Source organism: Pseudoxanthomonas suwonensis, from assembly GCF_000972865.1.
In the GTDB taxonomy this organism is placed as follows: domain Bacteria; phylum Pseudomonadota; class Gammaproteobacteria; order Xanthomonadales; family Xanthomonadaceae; genus Pseudoxanthomonas; species Pseudoxanthomonas suwonensis_B.
The window spans coordinates 2,140,070-2,156,935 of record NZ_CP011144.1 but is presented as its reverse complement, the minus strand read 5'-3'; the positions used below and the strand labels follow the sequence as shown (position 1 = coordinate 2,156,935).

Annotated in this window: 14 protein-coding genes and 1 tRNA gene; 7 read left to right on the top strand and 8 right to left on the bottom strand. The window is 68.7% G+C overall.

Going from position 1 to position 16,866, the window contains the following annotated elements; genetic code table 11:
• Nucleotides 1-22 precede the first annotated feature (22 nt).
• The 5 genes from WQ53_RS08965 to dtd form a co-directional block, all read right to left on the bottom strand.
• Nucleotides 23-1,291 (bottom strand): hypothetical protein, encoded by a 1,269-nt coding sequence (locus WQ53_RS08965; protein ID WP_144409282.1) that lies wholly within the window; start codon nt 1,289-1,291, stop codon nt 23-25.
• Nucleotides 1,292-1,317: 26 nt separating this feature from the next.
• Complete coding sequence (locus WQ53_RS08960) at nt 1,318-3,270, bottom strand: patatin-like phospholipase family protein (protein ID WP_052631851.1); 1,953 nt, start codon at nt 3,268-3,270, stop codon at nt 1,318-1,320.
• A gap of 673 nt (nt 3,271-3,943) precedes the next feature.
• Nucleotides 3,944-4,019, bottom strand: a tRNA-Ile gene (locus WQ53_RS08955).
• A gap of 115 nt (nt 4,020-4,134) precedes the next feature.
• Complete coding sequence (gene rpoD / locus WQ53_RS08950) at nt 4,135-5,994, bottom strand: RNA polymerase sigma factor RpoD (protein ID WP_052634007.1); 1,860 nt, start codon at nt 5,992-5,994, stop codon at nt 4,135-4,137.
• 122 nt (nt 5,995-6,116) lie between these two features.
• Nucleotides 6,117-6,557, bottom strand: coding sequence for a D-aminoacyl-tRNA deacylase (dtd, locus tag WQ53_RS08945; protein WP_052631850.1), 441 nt, complete (start codon nt 6,555-6,557; stop codon nt 6,117-6,119).
• A 72-nt stretch (nt 6,558-6,629) separates the two neighbouring features.
• On the opposite strand from dtd, the gene WQ53_RS08940 reads away from it, so the two are divergent.
• From WQ53_RS08940 to WQ53_RS08930, 3 genes are all read left to right on the top strand, one after another.
• A complete protein-coding gene (locus tag WQ53_RS08940) occupies nt 6,630-7,580 on the top strand; it encodes a lauroyl acyltransferase (RefSeq protein ID WP_428992285.1) in 951 nt (316 codons plus the stop codon).
• 169 nt (nt 7,581-7,749) lie between these two features.
• Nucleotides 7,750-8,280 (top strand): PH domain-containing protein, encoded by a 531-nt coding sequence (locus WQ53_RS08935; protein ID WP_052631848.1) that lies wholly within the window; start codon nt 7,750-7,752, stop codon nt 8,278-8,280.
• On the top strand, nt 8,277-9,803 hold the full coding sequence (locus WQ53_RS08930) for a PH domain-containing protein (RefSeq protein WP_052631847.1): 1,527 nt from the start codon (nt 8,277-8,279) through the stop codon (nt 9,801-9,803). The genes WQ53_RS08935 and WQ53_RS08930 overlap by 4 nt, the downstream gene beginning before the upstream one ends.
• A 10-nt stretch (nt 9,804-9,813) precedes the next feature.
• On the opposite strand, the gene WQ53_RS08925 is transcribed toward WQ53_RS08930, so the two are convergent.
• Entirely contained in the window at nt 9,814-10,848 is a 1,035-nt protein-coding gene (locus WQ53_RS08925) for a CDP-glycerol glycerophosphotransferase family protein (RefSeq protein ID WP_052631846.1), read from the bottom strand.
• 106 nt (nt 10,849-10,954) lie between these two features.
• On the opposite strand from WQ53_RS08925, the gene WQ53_RS08920 reads away from it, so the two are divergent.
• Nucleotides 10,955-11,803 (top strand): glycosyltransferase family 2 protein, encoded by an 849-nt coding sequence (locus WQ53_RS08920; protein ID WP_052631845.1) that lies wholly within the window; start codon nt 10,955-10,957, stop codon nt 11,801-11,803.
• A gap of 94 nt (nt 11,804-11,897) precedes the next feature.
• Here the strand turns inward: WQ53_RS08920 and WQ53_RS08915 are convergent, their stop codons facing one another.
• Together WQ53_RS08915 and WQ53_RS08910 are read right to left on the bottom strand one after the other, a co-directional pair.
• Nucleotides 11,898-12,281, bottom strand: a complete 384-nt coding sequence (locus tag WQ53_RS08915) for an EF-hand domain-containing protein (protein WP_144409281.1) — start codon at nt 12,279-12,281, stop codon at nt 11,898-11,900.
• Nucleotides 12,278-13,477 (bottom strand): DesA family fatty acid desaturase, encoded by a 1,200-nt coding sequence (locus WQ53_RS08910; protein ID WP_052631844.1) that lies wholly within the window; start codon nt 13,475-13,477, stop codon nt 12,278-12,280. Before WQ53_RS08910 ends, WQ53_RS08915 begins: the two co-directional genes overlap by 4 nt.
• A gap of 141 nt (nt 13,478-13,618) precedes the next feature.
• On the opposite strand from WQ53_RS08910, the gene WQ53_RS08905 reads away from it, so the two are divergent.
• From WQ53_RS08905 to WQ53_RS08895, 3 genes are all read left to right on the top strand, one after another.
• Nucleotides 13,619-14,467 carry an ABC transporter ATP-binding protein gene (locus WQ53_RS08905; RefSeq protein WP_052631843.1) on the top strand — a complete coding sequence of 283 codons (849 nt, stop codon included), beginning with the start codon at nt 13,619-13,621 and terminating at the stop codon, nt 14,465-14,467.
• A gap of 3 nt (nt 14,468-14,470) precedes the next feature.
• Nucleotides 14,471-15,286, top strand: coding sequence for a bifunctional DNA-formamidopyrimidine glycosylase/DNA-(apurinic or apyrimidinic site) lyase (gene mutM / locus WQ53_RS08900; protein ID WP_052631842.1), 816 nt, complete (start codon nt 14,471-14,473; stop codon nt 15,284-15,286).
• Between the two features lie 991 nt (nt 15,287-16,277).
• Nucleotides 16,278-16,856, top strand: a complete 579-nt coding sequence (locus WQ53_RS08895) for an ECF-type sigma factor (RefSeq protein WP_052631841.1) — start codon at nt 16,278-16,280, stop codon at nt 16,854-16,856.
• The last annotated feature ends 10 nt before the right edge of the window (nt 16,857-16,866 follow it).

Here is a 16,866-nt window from a genome sequence, read left to right as displayed (position 1 = left end):
CCTGGTCGAAACCGTATCGGAACTATTCGTCCCGAAGTAGTAGCTTGGCCTGGCCGAGCAGCAGCGGAGGTGTGGGCTCCTCTTTCATCGTGATTTCGCGGGTTAACGTGCTGACCGGCATAAGCAGTTCCCGCTTCAACCGGTCGTCTATCGACTCGATGGGCTGCACCTCGGTCAAGTCCGCCTCTCGGGAGACAATCGCCATCCCGTCCGGGAAGGTCGCTCCATCCGGACGCGCCTCGCTCCGCCACACATCGTTCTCGTCCAGCAGCAGATGTTCCACGGGCATTGTCCGTGCCTCGGATCCGTACCCGAACTGCTCGAAGGCGGTTCTCGCGATACCGGCCTCCAGCGCAAAGAAATGCTGAGGTTTTCCTCGCCACGGGTATTCGTTCCACAAGCTGCGTTGTGTACGGGCTCGCGCCAGTTCCGGTGGACCAAACCAATCCCTACCGCGCCAACGGAAGAACGTGAACCCGGGACTGTCGGATCGCGACACCAGCCCTCGCAGGAACTGGCCCGCCAGCGCCGCGCCATGCACCAAGGACAACACGGTGGCGTAGTTGTGCCGCTGGACTTCCGCCGCCGAACGTCCGCGACCAATCTGATCGATCCCATTCGGCGAGTGCATATCGTCTGTGCGCCGATCCGGCGTACTCGTATGATGGATACGCAGATCGGCGCGGGTCGGCGATTTCAGGTGCGCGCCGATGCAGTAACCGTGCGACGGCCGGACGCCGTTGAAGTCGTGACCCAGATGCGGCTTCACTTGGTCTAGGTATCCGCGTCGGACGGTCCGATTGAAACTAGACGACGAGGATCCGCGTGATCCCTTCGCCTCCATGATCGCCACGCCGTCCGAACCTAGGAACGCATAGTCGGCCATCTTGCTGGCGGCGGCGTTGCCCTTGCCCATCTGTTCCAAGTGGCCCATCCAGATGTAGCCGTCGCGGACCATGGCCAGGTAGGCGATTCCCGCCGCCACGGTTCCCGCAAAGTAGCTTTTTCCGTAGTCCTTGATCGCATCAGCTGACGCCAGGATCGCGAACTCCGAACTGATATCGTCGACGTGATGCATCAGCATCAACGCCATGTACTGGGACTGTACGGTCACGATATCTGGATCGATCAGATGCGTGTGGTAGGTGCGCGCCATCGCACCAAACAGTTCCATTGGGCCGAACTGAATACTGCTTATGGCCGGCACCCGGCCAATCACGTTCGGCCCGCTGGCCGGATGCGGCTCCTTCGCCACCACCTCGATCGACTTCGTCTTGCTGACCCAATGCATGATCTCCCCCTTCGGTCGCAACTCGCTCAGAACGTCGGTGTGATCCTCAACTGCGGCGCCGGGTTCGGTGCACCTTTCGACAGATCCACCCCCTTCTTCCACTGCTTCCCTTGCTTGTGCAGCTTCTTGTGCATGTCGCGCGCCCGGCGGGCCGCCGCCTCGGACTTGAACGCATAGGATGGCGACTCTTCATCACGAAGCGGTGACCCGCACGCCGCGGCGTATGGCGGCAGCCAGCGCTCCGGCGTGGTGTTATCGGCGAACTCCACCGTGTAGTTCTGCACCGCCGCGCTGAGGTTGCGCCAGCGAACCCAGTAGTGGTTCTCGAAGGAAAACGCGGCGAAGCGCCGCCCGGCGATGGCACCTTTCTTCGCAATGCGCTCCAGCACCGGCGCCGGCATGTCCAGGTTCATCCCGCCCTCGGTGCCCTGCAGCGACACGTGCACGATCCGGTCCCGGTGTCCGGGCGCTCGCGACTGGAGCAGATCGCGCCAGTTCTGCATAGTCCCGACGATGCCGAAGAGGAAGCCGGCAACTTCCTTTGGGGCCCACTCTGAGGCGATCGGGTGATGCGCGTGCTTCCAGCCCTGATTGTTGGATTCAGGAAGGAAGACCGCGGCCTCAAGCTCTTCCAGCGGAACCTCACCATCCGTTTCCCACCGCATATCAGGATCGGGAGGCGGATAGCGTAGGTTGATCGCGAAGGTCGGCCACAACGGCAGCCCCGCGTCGAACAGATGGATCGGGAAATTGCTGCTGATCCCACCGTCCGAGAACCAGCAGATGCGCATCGCGGTTACGTCTGAGGTCCGCCGCCGGCCGCCGCTCGCCAGTCCTTCCATGGTGCCAAGCACGCTGTGCTCGTTTGCCCCCTCCCCCTGCGCCTCCGCATCCTCGTCGACAACGTCTTCTCCCCTCTCGGATGTGGCTGTATCCGGGCGGCGCGCCCACATGGCGGGCTCGTGTAGCGGTACCGCGCTGATCAGCAGCGGAAAGCTCAGGCTCATCCGGGTTGCGACCAGAACCGGGAACCTATCGCCCTCCGGCAACCGGTGATAGATCTCCCCGTCGACGACCAGCGGCGCGCCTTCCTCGGCTCGGATCATCCACTCGACGACGCTGGCCGGGAACAACCGCCTGAACTCGCCCTCCCTGAACCAGAAGTTCTTGTTCGCGAAGGGCAGCGTCCGCGGTTCGCGGTGGGAGACACCGGTGGTGATGACTTGCAGATTGATCGAGAACCCCGACTCGGGCTCGTTGCCGTAGCGCGGCGCGGACCACAGATCGCCGAACGTAAGCGGCTCGCCTTCGGGCTTTCCGGCCAACGCCTGCAGTGTCTGGTGTAGCCACTCTGTCAGCGCCAAGGGGCGCCGCCGCCACGGCCAGGCACGGCGGCCGCTGAGCCCCGAGCACAATCCGAGTAGATTGCGCCGAGCCACCCGAGCGGTGCGGGCCACAGCAAGGGTTGCGGCGCCGCCGTATGCGCACAGCAGTGCCGGCAACATTGCCGCCTTGGCTCCGCCCCAACCTTCAATCCAGTAGCCGACGGTACACAATGCCGCCAGGATCGCCAGAAACTCCAAAGGCGCGATCGCAACTACGGCCACCAAGACGCCCAGCAACTTACGCCAGGATTTGGCGTGGCCGGCCAGCAGCACCACCAGCCGGAACGCGTTGGTCGCCCCGTTGGCAGGCTGGAACAAGCAGTAAATGAACCCCTTGCTGGACAACTGGCGCGCCACATTGGCCATGCCGTTGAAGCCGGCATCGGGCCCCAACTTCTCGCCGGCCTCCTGTCGACGGTCACCCACCGCGGCCGCCGCGGTCACCGCCGCCGCGATCGCGCCTGCCGAGGTTCCGCCGATGCTCTTGAAGCGGTACGACTTCGCCAGCTCCAATACCGCATTGGGGTAAACGATGCCGCTGGTAACGCCACCTTTCATCACAAGGTCGCAGTACTTCTCCGGATGCGCGCCCATCTGTCAGCTCCACGTGCGTTGAACCGAACCAGCTGCTGCTGAACACCGATCTTCGATCATCAACCCAGCAACGAACACCATTTCGCATATCGTCGCCGTTCTGATCCAGGAGAAATGCCCGTTCGACTGCGGCCGCTCCCAAGATCCTTATTTTTCAGCTATTTTCTTGATGCGATCAGTCGGGGTCGGATGTTCTCGAAAGCACAAGTTGACCTCGCATTGAAATCACAGATTGGCTGCTGCTTCTTGGCCCCATTCCAAGAATCGTACGCCACGGCTCACCGGCCGCAGTGTGAGACCGCTGGACACCGCACCCCATTGCCAATCAGACGAGACTAGCAACGCTCCGCGCACGATGGGAAAAGCCGTGTTCACTATCGGCCAGGAATCAAATGCCTAACGCACAAGCTGGGGCGCCCCGAAGAAATCGCGACTTCTGGAATGAACTATCAGCTACCAAGTCCTGTGCCAACGCGTTGCGAGATCGCTTTGTCAAACAACAATCGAACTGTGCTTTCCACATTCTCAAATCTGATTCACTGGGTGAGCCGAGCCGTAGGGCCTGTCTGAGCCCCGTCCTATCAGCCCGGACCGCTCATGCTTGCCGGAAATGTATTGTCCGTTTCGGCCAAACTATGCTTTCCAGAACACCAGACTGCGCCGGAGTGCCATGTGGTGGGCCTGCCAGGACTCGAACCTGGAACCTGGGGATTATGAGTCCCTCGCTCTAACCATTGAGCTACAGGCCCGCGCTGCCATGGAAGTGTAATGGAGCGCCGGCGGCCGCAACCAGAGACAACCACCGGAAAGCCGAAGGCCCCGCCATGCGGGGCCTTCGGGTACCACAGGATCGGCGATGCGCCCTCAGTCGATGTCGAGGAAGCTGCGCAGCTGCTCCGAACGGCTCGGATGGCGCAGCTTGCGCAGCGCCTTGGCTTCGATCTGGCGGATGCGCTCGCGGGTGACGTCGAACTGCTTGCCCACTTCCTCGAGGGTGTGGTCGGTGTTCATGTCGATGCCGAAGCGCATGCGCAGGACCTTGGCCTCGCGCGGGGTCAGCCCGGCCAGCACGTCGCGCACAGTCTCGGACAGGTTGATGTTGGTGGTGTTCTCGATCGGGGACTCCACGTTGGTGTCCTCGATGAAGTCGCCCAGGTGGGAGTCCTCGTCGTCGCCGATCGGGGTCTCCATCGAGATCGGCTCCTTGGCGATCTTCATCACCTTGCGGATCTTGTCCTCGGGCATGTCCATTTCCTTGGCCAGCTCCTCCGGCGTGGCCTCGCGGCCGTACTGCTGGAGCATCTGGCGGGAAATGCGGTTCAACTTGTTGATCGTCTCGATCATGTGCACCGGGATGCGGATGGTGCGCGCCTGGTCGGCGATCGAGCGGGTGATCGCCTGGCGGATCCACCAGGTGGCGTAGGTCGAGAACTTGTAGCCGCGGCGGTATTCGAACTTGTCGACCGCCTTCATCAGGCCGATGTTGCCCTCCTGGATCAGGTCCAGGAACTGCAGGCCGCGGTTGGTGTACTTCTTGGCGATGGAGATCACCAGGCGCAGGTTGGCCTCGACCATCTCCTTCTTGGCCTTGCGCGCCTTGGCTTCGCCATAGGCCATCTGCCGGCCGATCTCGCGGATGTCGGCCAGGTCCAGGTACATGGCCTGCTCGATGGCGATGGTGGCCTGCTGCTCGGCGACGATCTGGTCCTTGACCTCGCGCAGCGCCGAGGACCATTTCTGCTTGCGCTTGAGGACCTCGTCCACCCACTCCAGGTTGACCTGGTTGCCTTCCCAGGCGCGGATGAAGTCCTTGCGCGGCATGTGCGCCACGACCGTGGCCAGGTGCAGCACGCGACGCTCGTGGTCCTTGATCTCGCCCATCACCTCGCGCAGCTTGCGCACCAGGGTGTCGGTCAGCGCCAGCGGCAGCTTGAAGGTGACGAACTGCTCGGCCATCTCGCCGCGCATCTTGATGACGTTCTTGGCCTGCGGGCCGGCCTTGGCGTTGGCCTTCTTGAATTTGGCGTAGTCGGCGGCCAGCTGCTCCATGCGGCGCGCGACCTCGGCCGGGTCCGGGCCGGTCGGGCCGGCTTCGGCCTCGTCGTCGTCGGCCACGTCCTCTTCTTCGTCCTCGTCGGCCTCGGCATCGCTGTCGACCTCGACCGCGGCCACCGCCGGTTCCGGCGTCTCGTCGACCAGGTCATTGAAGCCGACCACGACCTCGGCCAGGCGCTTCTTGCCGGCCTTGTGCAGTTCGTAGTCCTCGAGCAGCAGCTCGATCGACCATGGGAAGCTACCCAGCGCGGCCTGGACCTGGCCCAGGCCTTCCTCGATGCGCTTGGCGATGGCGATCTCGCCCTCGCGGGTCAGCAGTTCGACCGTGCCCATCTCGCGCATGTACATGCGCACCGGGTCGGTGGTGCGGCCACCCTCGGAGTCGAGCGCGGTCAGCGCGGCGGCGGCTTCCTCGGCGGCGGTATCGTCGATCTCGCGGTTGCCGGTGTTGCCGTCGTTGAGCAGCAGGGTTTCGGCATCGGGCGCCACTTCATGGACGTCGATGCCCATGCCGTTGATCATGCCGATGATGTCTTCGATCTGCTCCGCATCGACGATGTCGTCGGGCAGGTGGTCGTTGACCTCGGCATAGGTCAGGTAGCCCTGTTCCAGGCCCTTGCTGATGAGCTGCTTGATTTCGGATTGCTGGGCTGGACGTTCGTTGGCCATGTGCGGCGCCACCGGTGCTTGAGTGTGGTGAAGAGAACCTAGCATTATAACAGGGCACCGGCCCCAAGGCCGGACAACCCTTGTGCGTCAGGTACTTGCGGGCGGCTCGCGTTCAGCGGCGCTCAGGCCCGCAGCAGGAAGGTGACCGGGCCGTCGTTGACCAGGCTGACCACCATATGGGCACCGAAACGGCCGGTTTCCACCCGCCCTGGGTGCTGTCTACGGCAGGCATCGGCCAGCAGGTTGAAGACCCGTTCAGCCTCCTCCGGCGCGGCGGCAGTGCTGAAGCTGGCGCGCATGCCCGCGTCGGTGTCGGCCGCCAGGGTGAACTGGCTGACCAGCAGCAGGCCGCCGCCGGTGTCGGCCAGCGAGCGGTTCATCCGGCCGGCATCGTCGGCGAACACCCGGTAACCGAGCAGCCTTTGGGTCATCCGGGCCACCTTCGCCGCATCGTCGCCCGGCTGCACCCCGACCAGCGCGAGCAGGCCGGCATCAATGCGGCCGACGGCCTGGCCGTCCACTTCCACCGAGGCACGGGTGACGCGCTGGATCAGGGCGAGCATGGGCGGCGGACCGGCGGCGAAGGGGCTCCAGCATCAGCCGGCACGGGCATGGCTGTCACCTGTCCCCGCGCCATGCATCCGGCCGGCGGCATGGGGTTGCCGGCAGTGGCGGCTAGACTTGCCCCCATGTCCCCCCAACGCCAGGCCCGCCTGCTCGTCGCCGCCACCCGTCTGCTGGGCGTCCTGCCATGGGCGGTGCTGTACCGCCTGGGCGACGGCATCGCCGCACTGTGGCGCCGGCGCGACGCGCGCGAGAGCCGGGTCGCGCGGCGCAACCTCGAACTGGCCTTCCCGCAGCTGGACGCGGACCAGCGCGAGGCCCTGCACCGGCGCATCCTGCGCACCACCGCGCGGCAGGCGCTGGAGACGCTGAAGCTGTGGACCCGGCCGCCCGCGGACAACCTGGCCCTGATCCGCGAGGTCCACGGCGCGGCGCTCTACGACCAGGCGCTGGCCGCCGGCGGCGGGGTGATCGTGGCCGCGCCGCACTTCGGCAACTGGGAACTGCTGAACCAGTGGCTGGCCTCGCGCGGGCCGATCGCGATCGTCTACCGCCCGCCCGAATCGGCGATGGGCGACGCGTTCCTGCAGCAGGTCCGCGGCGTCGACAACGTGCGCCAGGTCCGCGCCGAAGGTGCGGCCGTGCGCCAGCTGTGGAAGGTGCTCAAGGACGGCGGCGCGGTCGGGATCCTGCCCGACCAGCAACCCAAGGCCGGCGACGGCGAATTCGCGCCGTTCTTCGGCGTGCAGGCACTGAGCATGACCCTGCTGTCGCGGCTGGCCGAACGCACCGGCGCGCCGGTGCTGTTGGCCTGGTGCGAACGGATCGGCGATGGCCCCGGCTTCGTCCTGCACATCGAACCGGCGCCGCCGGCCATCGCCGACGCCGACCCGAAGGCGGCGGTGGCCTGCCTCAACGCCGAGGTCGAACGCATCGCCCGGCGCGATCCGGCGCAGTACCAGTGGACCTACAAGCGCTACACCCTGCGCCCGCCGGGCAGCGGCGAGGTCACGCCCTACTGAGGACCGCGCCTGGGTATAGCGCCGGGCGTGACCGGCCGGGTACGCGACCAAGGCCGAGGCGCAGAACACGTGCGGCGCACGCGATCGGCAACGGCATGCCGCAGGCCGGCGCGCATCCGGCCACGCGAACGCTTACGATCGGCTACCACACCCTGGTTCGACCGACTCCGTGACCGAATCGCCGGCCGCTTCTCCCCCGCCCCTGGATGCGGGCATCCGTGACCTCCCCGCTTCCTCCGCCTGGCAACCGCTGCCGCGGCGCGGCGCGCTGCTCTACGCCGGCGGGGCCGCCTTCGCCATCGCCATTCCCTCCGGCCTGGGCCTGGGCATGGTGGCGGCGGCGCTGCTCGACCAGCCGCGGTTGCCGGTCGCGATCGCCGCGGCCCTGGTCGGCCTGGTGCTCGGCGCGGCGGTCGGCCTGCTGCGCCACCGCCGCATCGGCTGGAAGCTGGACGGCGACGGCTTCGCCACCCGCCGAGGCGGGCTGTGGCGCAGCGAGACCCTGGTGCCGGTGTCGCGCGTGCAGCACCTGGACCTGGAGCGCGGCCCGCTGGAGCGCCGGCTGGGCCTGGCCACGCTGGTGGTGCACACCGCCGGCACGCGCATGGCCGCGGTGAAGCTGCCGTTGCTGGCACTGGACGATGCCGAGGCCCTGCGCACCCACCTGGCCCGCCAGGTCGAAGCCGACGACGCGCTGTGAACGAGATCTCCGCCGCGCCGCCGGCCGAGCAGCGGCTGCATCGCTGGTCGTGGCTGTTCGTGCTGCTGCAGCAGCTCAGGCAGTTCATCCTGCCGCTGATCGTGCTGGTGTTCGCCGGCCGCCGCAGCGGGCCGGGCGGCGACTTCGCCGAATGGGCGCCGCTGGTCGGCGTCGGCGTGCTGGTGGTGGTGTCGGTGCTGCAGTACTTCACCTACCGCTACCGGGTCGGCTCCGACGGCATCACCATCCGCAGCGGCCTGCTGCAGCGTTCGCAGCGCGAGATCCCGTTCGCGCGGATCCACAATGTGGGCGTGCACCAGTCGCTGCTGCACCGGGCGTTCAACGTGGCCGAGGTGCGCCTGGAATCGGCCGGCGGGCAGAAGCCCGAGGCGCAGATGCGCGTGCTCGGCCTGGACGAGGCGCTGGCGCTGGAGCGGCTGGTGCGCCACCGCGGCACGGCGACGGCCCCGGCCGACGGTAGCGACGGCGCGGCGACCGCGCGCACGGACGACGAAAGCCACACCCTGCTGGCGATGTCCACCGCCGAGATCGTGCGCCTGGGGCTGGTATCCAACCGCGGCATGATCGTGTTCGCCGCGGCCTTCGGCCTGCTCTGGCAGCTGTTTCCCGACGAGCGCCTGATCGCGCGCCTGGCCGAGGACTCCTTCCGCCAGGCCGCCGGCTACGCCGACGACCTGCACCTGGGCTGGCTGGGCATCGCCAGCGCCGCAATGCTGGTGGTCAGCGTATTCGTGTTCCTGCTGCGGCTGCTGTCGGTGGCACTGGCGCTGGCCCAGTACCACGGCTTCCGCCTGAGCGAGACGCAGCGGCGGCTGACCGTGGAGCGCGGCCTGTTCGCGCGCATCCGCACCTCCGTGGCGCCGCGCCGGATCCAGGCCTGGTTCCTGCAGGAAACCCTGCTGCACCGCTGGTTCGGCCGCCGCAGCCTGCGCATCGATACCGCCACCGGCGGCCCGGAGAACGATCCGCGCAAGCTGCGCGAACTGGCGCCGATCGCCACGCCCGACGCCTGCGACGCGCTGGCCGCGCACCTGCTGCCGGGCGCGACCTGGCCGCCGCCGCAGTGGCGGCCGCTGCCGCGGCGGGCCTGGTGGCGGCTGTTCGCCGGCAGCGTGCCGTGGAACCTGCTGCTGGCCGCGGTGCTGGCCTGGCAGCTGGGCGCCTGGGCGCTGCTGGTGCTGCTGTGGCTGCCGTGGTCGGCGTACGCCGCCTGGCGCCAGGCCGGGCGCATCGGCTACGCGGTCGATGCGCGGCTGGTCGCGGTGCGCGGCGGCTGGTGGTCGCGCTGGTGGCGCTTCGCCGAGGTCGACAAGCTGCAGGCGCTGCGCCTGCAGCGCTCGCCGCTGGATCGCTGGTTGGGCACCGCCTCGCTGTGGCTGGACACCGCCGGCGCCGGGGCGATGTCGCCGCCGCTGCGTATCCGCTTCCTGCCCGAGCATGAGGCGCGCGCGCTGTACGCGCAGCTCGGGCGGACGCTGGCTGCGCGGCGGCTGAAGTGGTGACCGCCGCCGCTCACTTCCAGCCGGCCGGTCCCCAGTAGCCGACCCGCTGCCGGATCTTCAGCTTGCGCCACAGGTTCAGCGGCTTGCGCTTGCGGTTGCGCCCGCCGGCCGCGACGAAGGCGTCGATCGCGTTCAGCACGCGCTCGCTGGAACGGCCGTCGCGGTACGGATGCAGCTGGTCGGCGAACTCGCGCACCGCCGCCATCAGCTCGGGGGGGCGCGACAGCGCGCGGCGGATCGCCGGCTCGAACTGCGCCGGGTCGTCGATGTCGATCAGCTGCGGGCCGGGCCGGCGGTTCTTGTAGGTCACCACCGGCTTGTAGGTCAGCAGGAATTCGTTGAGCGCCGAGGACGTGTCCGAGCACATCACGTCCACCTGCGGGAACAGGTCCAGGATGTTGTCGTTCTCGGCGAAGGTCAGGTACTCGTTCTGCAGCGCCTTGTACCGGGCCACCGTCTCCGGTTCCATCTTCGGGTGGAAGGTGACGATCCAGCGCCACTCGCCGGTGCGCGACAGGCGGGCGATTTCGTCGTGCAGGATCGGCGCCGCGCTCCACGAGGGCGAGAAGGTCGAGTGGTAGAGGATCACAGGCGGCTGCCGTACCGGCTCGGGCGCGTCGCCCAGCTGCGCCATGAACGGGTCGATCTTGGGGAAGCCGGTCTCGCTCACCGCGAAGTGGCCGAGCTCGCGCGACAGTTCGCCGAACGCGGCGGTGTCGCGCGGGCCGGTCGTGCAGTACAGGTCGAACAAGCCGCGGATGTAGATGTGGCGCGGCTTGCCGGCGTCGAAGCCGTGGAAGGTCTCGACCTTCACCCCGGGGAAGAAGTGCGGCACTGCGTTGCTGGAGGTGATCACCGCGTACGGCTTCCATGCGCGGACCTGCCCGACGGTCAGCAGGGTCTCGCCCGGCTCCAGGTCCTCGGCGCCGGGTCCGTCGAAGAACCAGGCCGCCTCGCCGCCACGGGCGCGGATCGCGGCCTGGATCGGGCGCAGGATGGCCAGTGCGTAACGCTCGGATCCATAGAGCAGGTAGTGTTTCGGCACATCGCACCCCGGTGCACGCTGGCGGTGGCGCGATTATCGCATCGGCGCGCACCGCCGCAGGCGCCCTGCTAGGCTTCCGCGACGTCCCGCGTCCCGGCCCCGCCGCATGTCCGCCGAACCCCGCCCGTCCCCGCCGAGCCCGTCTGCCCGCGCACCGTTGTCGGCCTGCGTCATCGCCTACAACGAGGCCGACCGGATCGGCGACTGCCTGGCCTCGCTGGCGTTCTGCGACGAGATCGTGGTGGTCGATTCCGGCTCCACCGACGGCACCCGCGAGGTCGCGCAACGGGCCGGTGCGCGCGTGCTGGTGCGGCCGTTCGACGGCTTCCGCAGCCAGAAGCAGTTCGCCGTGGCCCAGTGCGCGCACGACTGGGTGCTGAGCCTGGACGCCGACGAGCGCGTCGACGCCCGCCTGCGCGCGGCGATCGAGGCCGAACGCGATGCCGGCTTCGGGCGCGCGGCCGGCTATCGCTTCGCGCGGATGTCCGAATACTACGGCCGCTTCCTGCGCCACGGCACCGCCTATCCCGACCGCGTGCTGCGCCTGTTCGACCGGCGCCGCGGCGGCTGGCGCGGCGACCGCGAGATCCACGAGGCGGTCTCGGTGGACGGCCAGGTGGCACCGCTGCCCGGCGACCTGCTGCACCACCCGTACCGTTCCTTCATCCAGCTGCTGGACAAGAAGCAGCGCTACGCGCGGATGATGGCCGAGCACGACCATGCGCGCGGCAAGCGCGCGACCCTGGCCAAGCTGGTGCTGGCGCCGGCGTGGCGCTTCTTCCGCGGCTTCGTGCTGAAGGCCGGTTTCCTGGACGGCTGGCCAGGGCTGATCGAGTCGTTCGTCAGCGCCAACTACGTGCGGCAGAAGACGATCATGCTGTGGCTGCTGCAGAACGGCCAGCCGCTGGTGGATCCACCGCGGCCGCGCAAGGACGACGGCCCCGCCGCCGGGTAGGAGCCGGGCTTGCCGCCAAAAAGGGGTCAGGTTCATTTTTCCAAGGAAAATGAACCTGACCCCTTTTTGGCGGCGCTTCTTTGGTGGTGGCCGATCAGCGCGGTGGCGCGGCCAGCTCGCGCGCGTCCAGGTAGCCGTCGCGATCGGCGTCCTGGCGCCGGAAGCGCTCGGCCAGGCGCCGGCGGTGCTCCTCGAGGGTGATCGGCTTGCCCTTGCCGCCCGGCAGTTCGGCGGCGGACAGCACGCCGTCGCCGTCGCGGTCCATGCGCTCGAACGCGTAGCCCATCCAGGCCACGTACTCGGCCTCGGAAACGCGGCCGTCGCCGTCGGTGTCCATCCGCGCCAGGTAGTCGCCGGTGCGCTCGACCTGGGCCACGGCGGCGGAGGCGGCCAGCAGGCCGGCACAAAGCAGCAGGCCCGGGCGCGGGCGCCCGGGCCTGTGCGGAAGCGATAGACGCTGGCCGGGACGCCGGGTCATTGCGCCAGGGCGTAACCCTTCAGCCGCATCGAGTATTCCTGCAGCGCGCGGATGCCGCTGGCCTCGGCCTCGTTGCACCAGGCCTGCAGCTGGCGCAGGCGCTCGGCCGCATCGTGGCTGCGCGCCTCCAGCAGCGCCGCCAGGCGCGCACGGTGCTCGACCAGCGACTGGATTCGCGGCCGCTGCGAGACCCACGCCTGCAGCTGCTCGCGCGCATCCGGCTTGAGCCAGCGACCGTCGTCGACCAGGCCCTTGCGCATCCGCCGCGGCAGCAGTTCGCGCAGCTTGGCGCCGGCGGCCGCAGCCTCCTCGCGCAGCGCCGGCTTGAGCACGTTGCGCTGGTAGTCGGTCATGGCCTGGAAGCGGTGCGACAGCAGCGCGCGCAGGGTCTCGGTGTCGGGCACGGCTATGTTCGGGCGGATGTCCAGGCTCGGCGCCACGCGCAGAACCTTGGCCAGGCGCAGCTTCTCCAGGCCCTTGATCGCGGCCCAGCCGATGTCGAACTCCCAGCGCCGCATCGAGAAACGAGCCGAGCTGGGGAAGGCGTGGTGGTTGTTGTGCAGTTCCTCGCCGCCGATCCACACCGCCCACGGGGTCAGGTTGGTCGAGGTATCGGCCGACTCGAAGTTGCGGTAGCCCCACCAGTGGCCCAGGCCATTGACCACGCCGGCGGCCCAGAACGGGATCCAGGCCATCTGGATCGCCCACAGGGCGATGCCCGGCAGGCCGAACAGGACGAAGTTCACGAAAAACAGCGCGACCGGGCCGAGGTTGGCGTGCGGGGTGTACAGGCGGCGCTCGATCCAGTCGTCCGGCGCGCCCTTGCCGTACTGCTCGATCGAGGCGCGGTCGGCGCGCGCCTCGCGGTACAGCTCCACGCCCTCCCAGAACACCTTGCCGATGCCGCGCGTCTGCGGGCTGTGCGGATCCTCTTCGGTCTCCACCTTGGCGTGGTGCTTGCGGTGGATGGCCACCCACTCGCGGGTGATCATCGAGGTGGTCAGCCAGGTCCAGAAGCGGAAGAAGTGGCTCAGGACCGGATGGAAATCCACGCCGCGGTGCGCCTGGCTGCGGTGCAGGTACAGGGTCACCGAGAAGATGGTCAGCTGGGTGAAGACCAGCAGCACCGCCAGCAGGCCCAGCCAGCCGAGGCCGGCGACACCGGAGGTGAGAAAGGAAACCAGTGCGTCGGGCATCACGGCGGCTCTTGGTACGTGTCGGAGGAGGCGCGGGAGACGCCCGCGTGCGGACATGATGGGGCCTGATCCGGCAAACTTCACCCGTCGGCCGCGTACGGCGTTCAGCCTCGGCCCCGCCCCTGCAGAGACCCCGCCCGGATGCCGTCCCCCGCCCCGCAGCCCGCGGCCGATGCCGCCCGCCCGCCGCTGATCGAACTGGACCGCGCCAGCGTCACCCGCGGCCAGGTCCGGGTCCTGCACGAGCTGTCGCTGCGCATCGACCAGGGCCAGCACACCGCCATCCTCGGCGCCAACGGCTGCGGCAAGTCGACCCTGATCAAGCTGATCACCCGCGAGCTGTACCCGCTGGCGCGCAGCAGCGGCCCGCCGCCGGTGCAGGTGCTGGGCCAGGCGCGCTGGCAGGTGGACCGGCTGCGCTCGCAGTTGGGGATCGTCACCGGCGATTTCGGTGCCCACCTGGCCGACATGCATGCATTGACTGCGGAAGACGCGGTGCTCAGCGGCCTGTTCGCCAGTTTCGTGGTCCCGCCGTTCCGCGAGGTGACCGACGACATGCGCCGGCGTGCGGCCGAGGCGCTCGAACGCGCCCATGCGCTGCCGCTGCGCCACCGCCTGTACGCCGAACTGTCCACCGGCGAGGCGCGCCGGGTGCTGATCGCCCGCGCCCTGGTCAACCGGCCGCAGGCACTGCTGCTGGACGAGCCGGGCACCGGCCTGGACCTGGTCGCGCGCGGCCACCTGCTGGCGATGCTGCGTTCGCTGGCGCGGCAGGGCGTGACCCTGGTGCTGGTCACCCACCACATCGAGGAGATCGTGCCGGAGATCGAGCGGGTGATCCTGCTCGAGAAGGGGCGGGTGCTGGCCGACGGTCCGCGCGCGCGGACCCTGACCGGCGAGCTGCTGTCGCAGGCGTTCGGCGGACCGGTACGGGTCTGGCAGGAGCACGATCCGCACGGCCACGCCCACTACCTAGCCGCCGGAGGCTGAGTCGTGCCCGAGCTGCCCGAGGTCGAGACCACCCGCCGCGGCCTGGCCCCGCACGTGGAAGGCCGGCGGATCACCGGCGTGGTCCTGCGCCGGCCGGACCTGCGCTGGCCGATCCCCGACCAGATCCGCGAGGCACTGCCGGGCCGGCGCATCGCCGCGGTCCGCCGCCGCGCCAAGTACCTGCTGCTGGACACCGACGCCGGCGACAGCGCGCTGCTGCACCTAGGCATGTCCGGGATGCTGCGGGTGCTGCCCGCCGCGACCCCGATCGGCGCGCACGACCACGTCGACCTGGCGCTGGATTCGGGCCGGGTACTGCGCTTCACCGACCCGCGCCGCTTCGGATGCCTGCTCTGGCAGCCGGCCGGGACCGAACATGAACTGCTGCGCGGGCTCGGACCCGAACCGCTGTCGGACGCCTTCGACGGCGACTGGCTGTTCGCGCGCAGCCGCGGTCGCAGCGCGCCGGTGAAGGCCTTCCTGATGGACCAGCGGATCGTGGTCGGCGTCGGCAACATCTACGCCGCCGAGAGCCTGTTCCGCGCCGGCATCTCGCCCAACCGCGCCGCCGGCAAGGTCTCGCGCGAGCGCTACGCCGCCCTGGCCGACGCCGTGCACGACATCCTCGCCTACGCCATCACCCGCGGCGGCACCACCCTGCGCGACTTCCTCAGCCCCGACGGCGCGCCGGGCTACTTCGAGCAGGAGCTGTCGGTCTACGGCCGCGGCGGCCTGCCCTGCCCGGCCTGCGGCGGCCCGCTGCGCGAGGCCAGTATCGGCCAGCGCGCCAGCGTGTGGTGCCCGCGCTGCCAGCGCTGAGCCGGCCATCACCGACGCGCGCGCTAGGTGGCATCGGCACCCCGATCGTGAGGCCCCCTTTGGCCCGGAACAATGGGTTCTTCGCCGATCCGAGGGGCAGGTCCGCACTGCACCGCGGCTCGACGACAAGACAACGGCAACGGCAAGAACGTTTGGGTGGTCGGCTTCGGGCTGAGCCGTGGCAGACCGGGTGTGTTGCGGTCGGCTCGGCGGCACATCCCTGTGCCGACTCGCCGACGCGGCCATCCATGGCCGCTGCCGCAACACACCCGGCCTGCCACGTCTTCGGAGTGATTCCAGGTCGTGGCTCCGTTCGCTGCCCGACGACCTGATTCTTGTAGGAGCCGGGCTTGCCCGCGACGCCGTCGGTGCAGGCGACGCCCTCGTGATCCCGACGCCCGTGTCGCCGACTGAAGTCAGCTCCTACAGAAGAGCGGCCGCGCCGTGGCTGTTGTAGGAGCCGGGTTCAGCCGGCGACACGACGACCTCGGCACAGGCGACGCCCTCGTGATTCCGACACCCGGGTCGCCAGCAAGCTGGGCTCCTACAGGAAACCCGGGACCATCAGGTCGCGGTGTCTTTTCGCCAGGCCATGGAAGCCACGACCACAACGCCGCCCGAGGACGTCGTCCTGCCGGGGTATGGCGCAAGTGGCACAGGGAGGTGCCACGGCCCCGAGTTGAGGGCAGGATGCCCGACCGAGGGGTAAGCCATGCCCCGGCAGGACGGCGGCCCCGGCCGAAGCTGCGAGGCCTTTGCCTTTGCTTTGCCCCTGCTTCTGCCCAGCGTCGCGATGGCAACTGCCATCTACCCGGGATCCCGGTTGCCTTCCAGGGAGTTGGGCGAAGAACCGAAACAACTAAGGGAGGCGCCGGGGACATTCACACCAGAGGCACCACGACGGAGCCACCCCGCCAGCGTGAAGCCGCAAACCGCCCGCCAGCCAAAAACTCGCTATATTCGGCCCCTTGGCGCAGTCGCGGAGACGACGATGGCCAGTTCCCCCGACAGTTCCCCCGAAATCACCGTGTGGCTGGACGCCGCGCGCGGCGGAGACCGCGAGGCGCTCGACCGCGTGCTGGGCACCCTGTACCAGGAACTGCACACGCTGGCCCGGCGCCAGCTGTCGGGCCAGCAGAACAACACCCTGGACCCGACCTCGCTGGTCCACGAGTCCTACCTGAAGCTGGTCGGCGCCAGCAACGGCGCCCGTTTCGAGGACCGCGCCCACTTCTTCGCCTACGCCGCCTCGGCCATGCGCAGCGTGGTGGTGGACTACGCCCGCAACCGCATGGCACGCAAGCGTGGCGGCGACCTCAAGCGCGTGGCCGAGATCCCCGAGGAGGCCGAGAGCAGCCTGCGCCTGGACGAGAACCTTCTCGCGCTGGACACCGCGCTGGAGCGGCTGGCGTCGGTGGACGAGAAACTGGCCAGGGTGGTGGAGTTGCGCTACTTCGCCGGGCTGTCCGAGCAGGAGATCGCCGACCTGTTGCGGCGCTCCGAACGCAGCGTGCGCCGCGACTGGCAGAAGGCGCGCATGTTCCTGCTCGCGGCCATGCGCGAGGACTGACGGCGAAGGG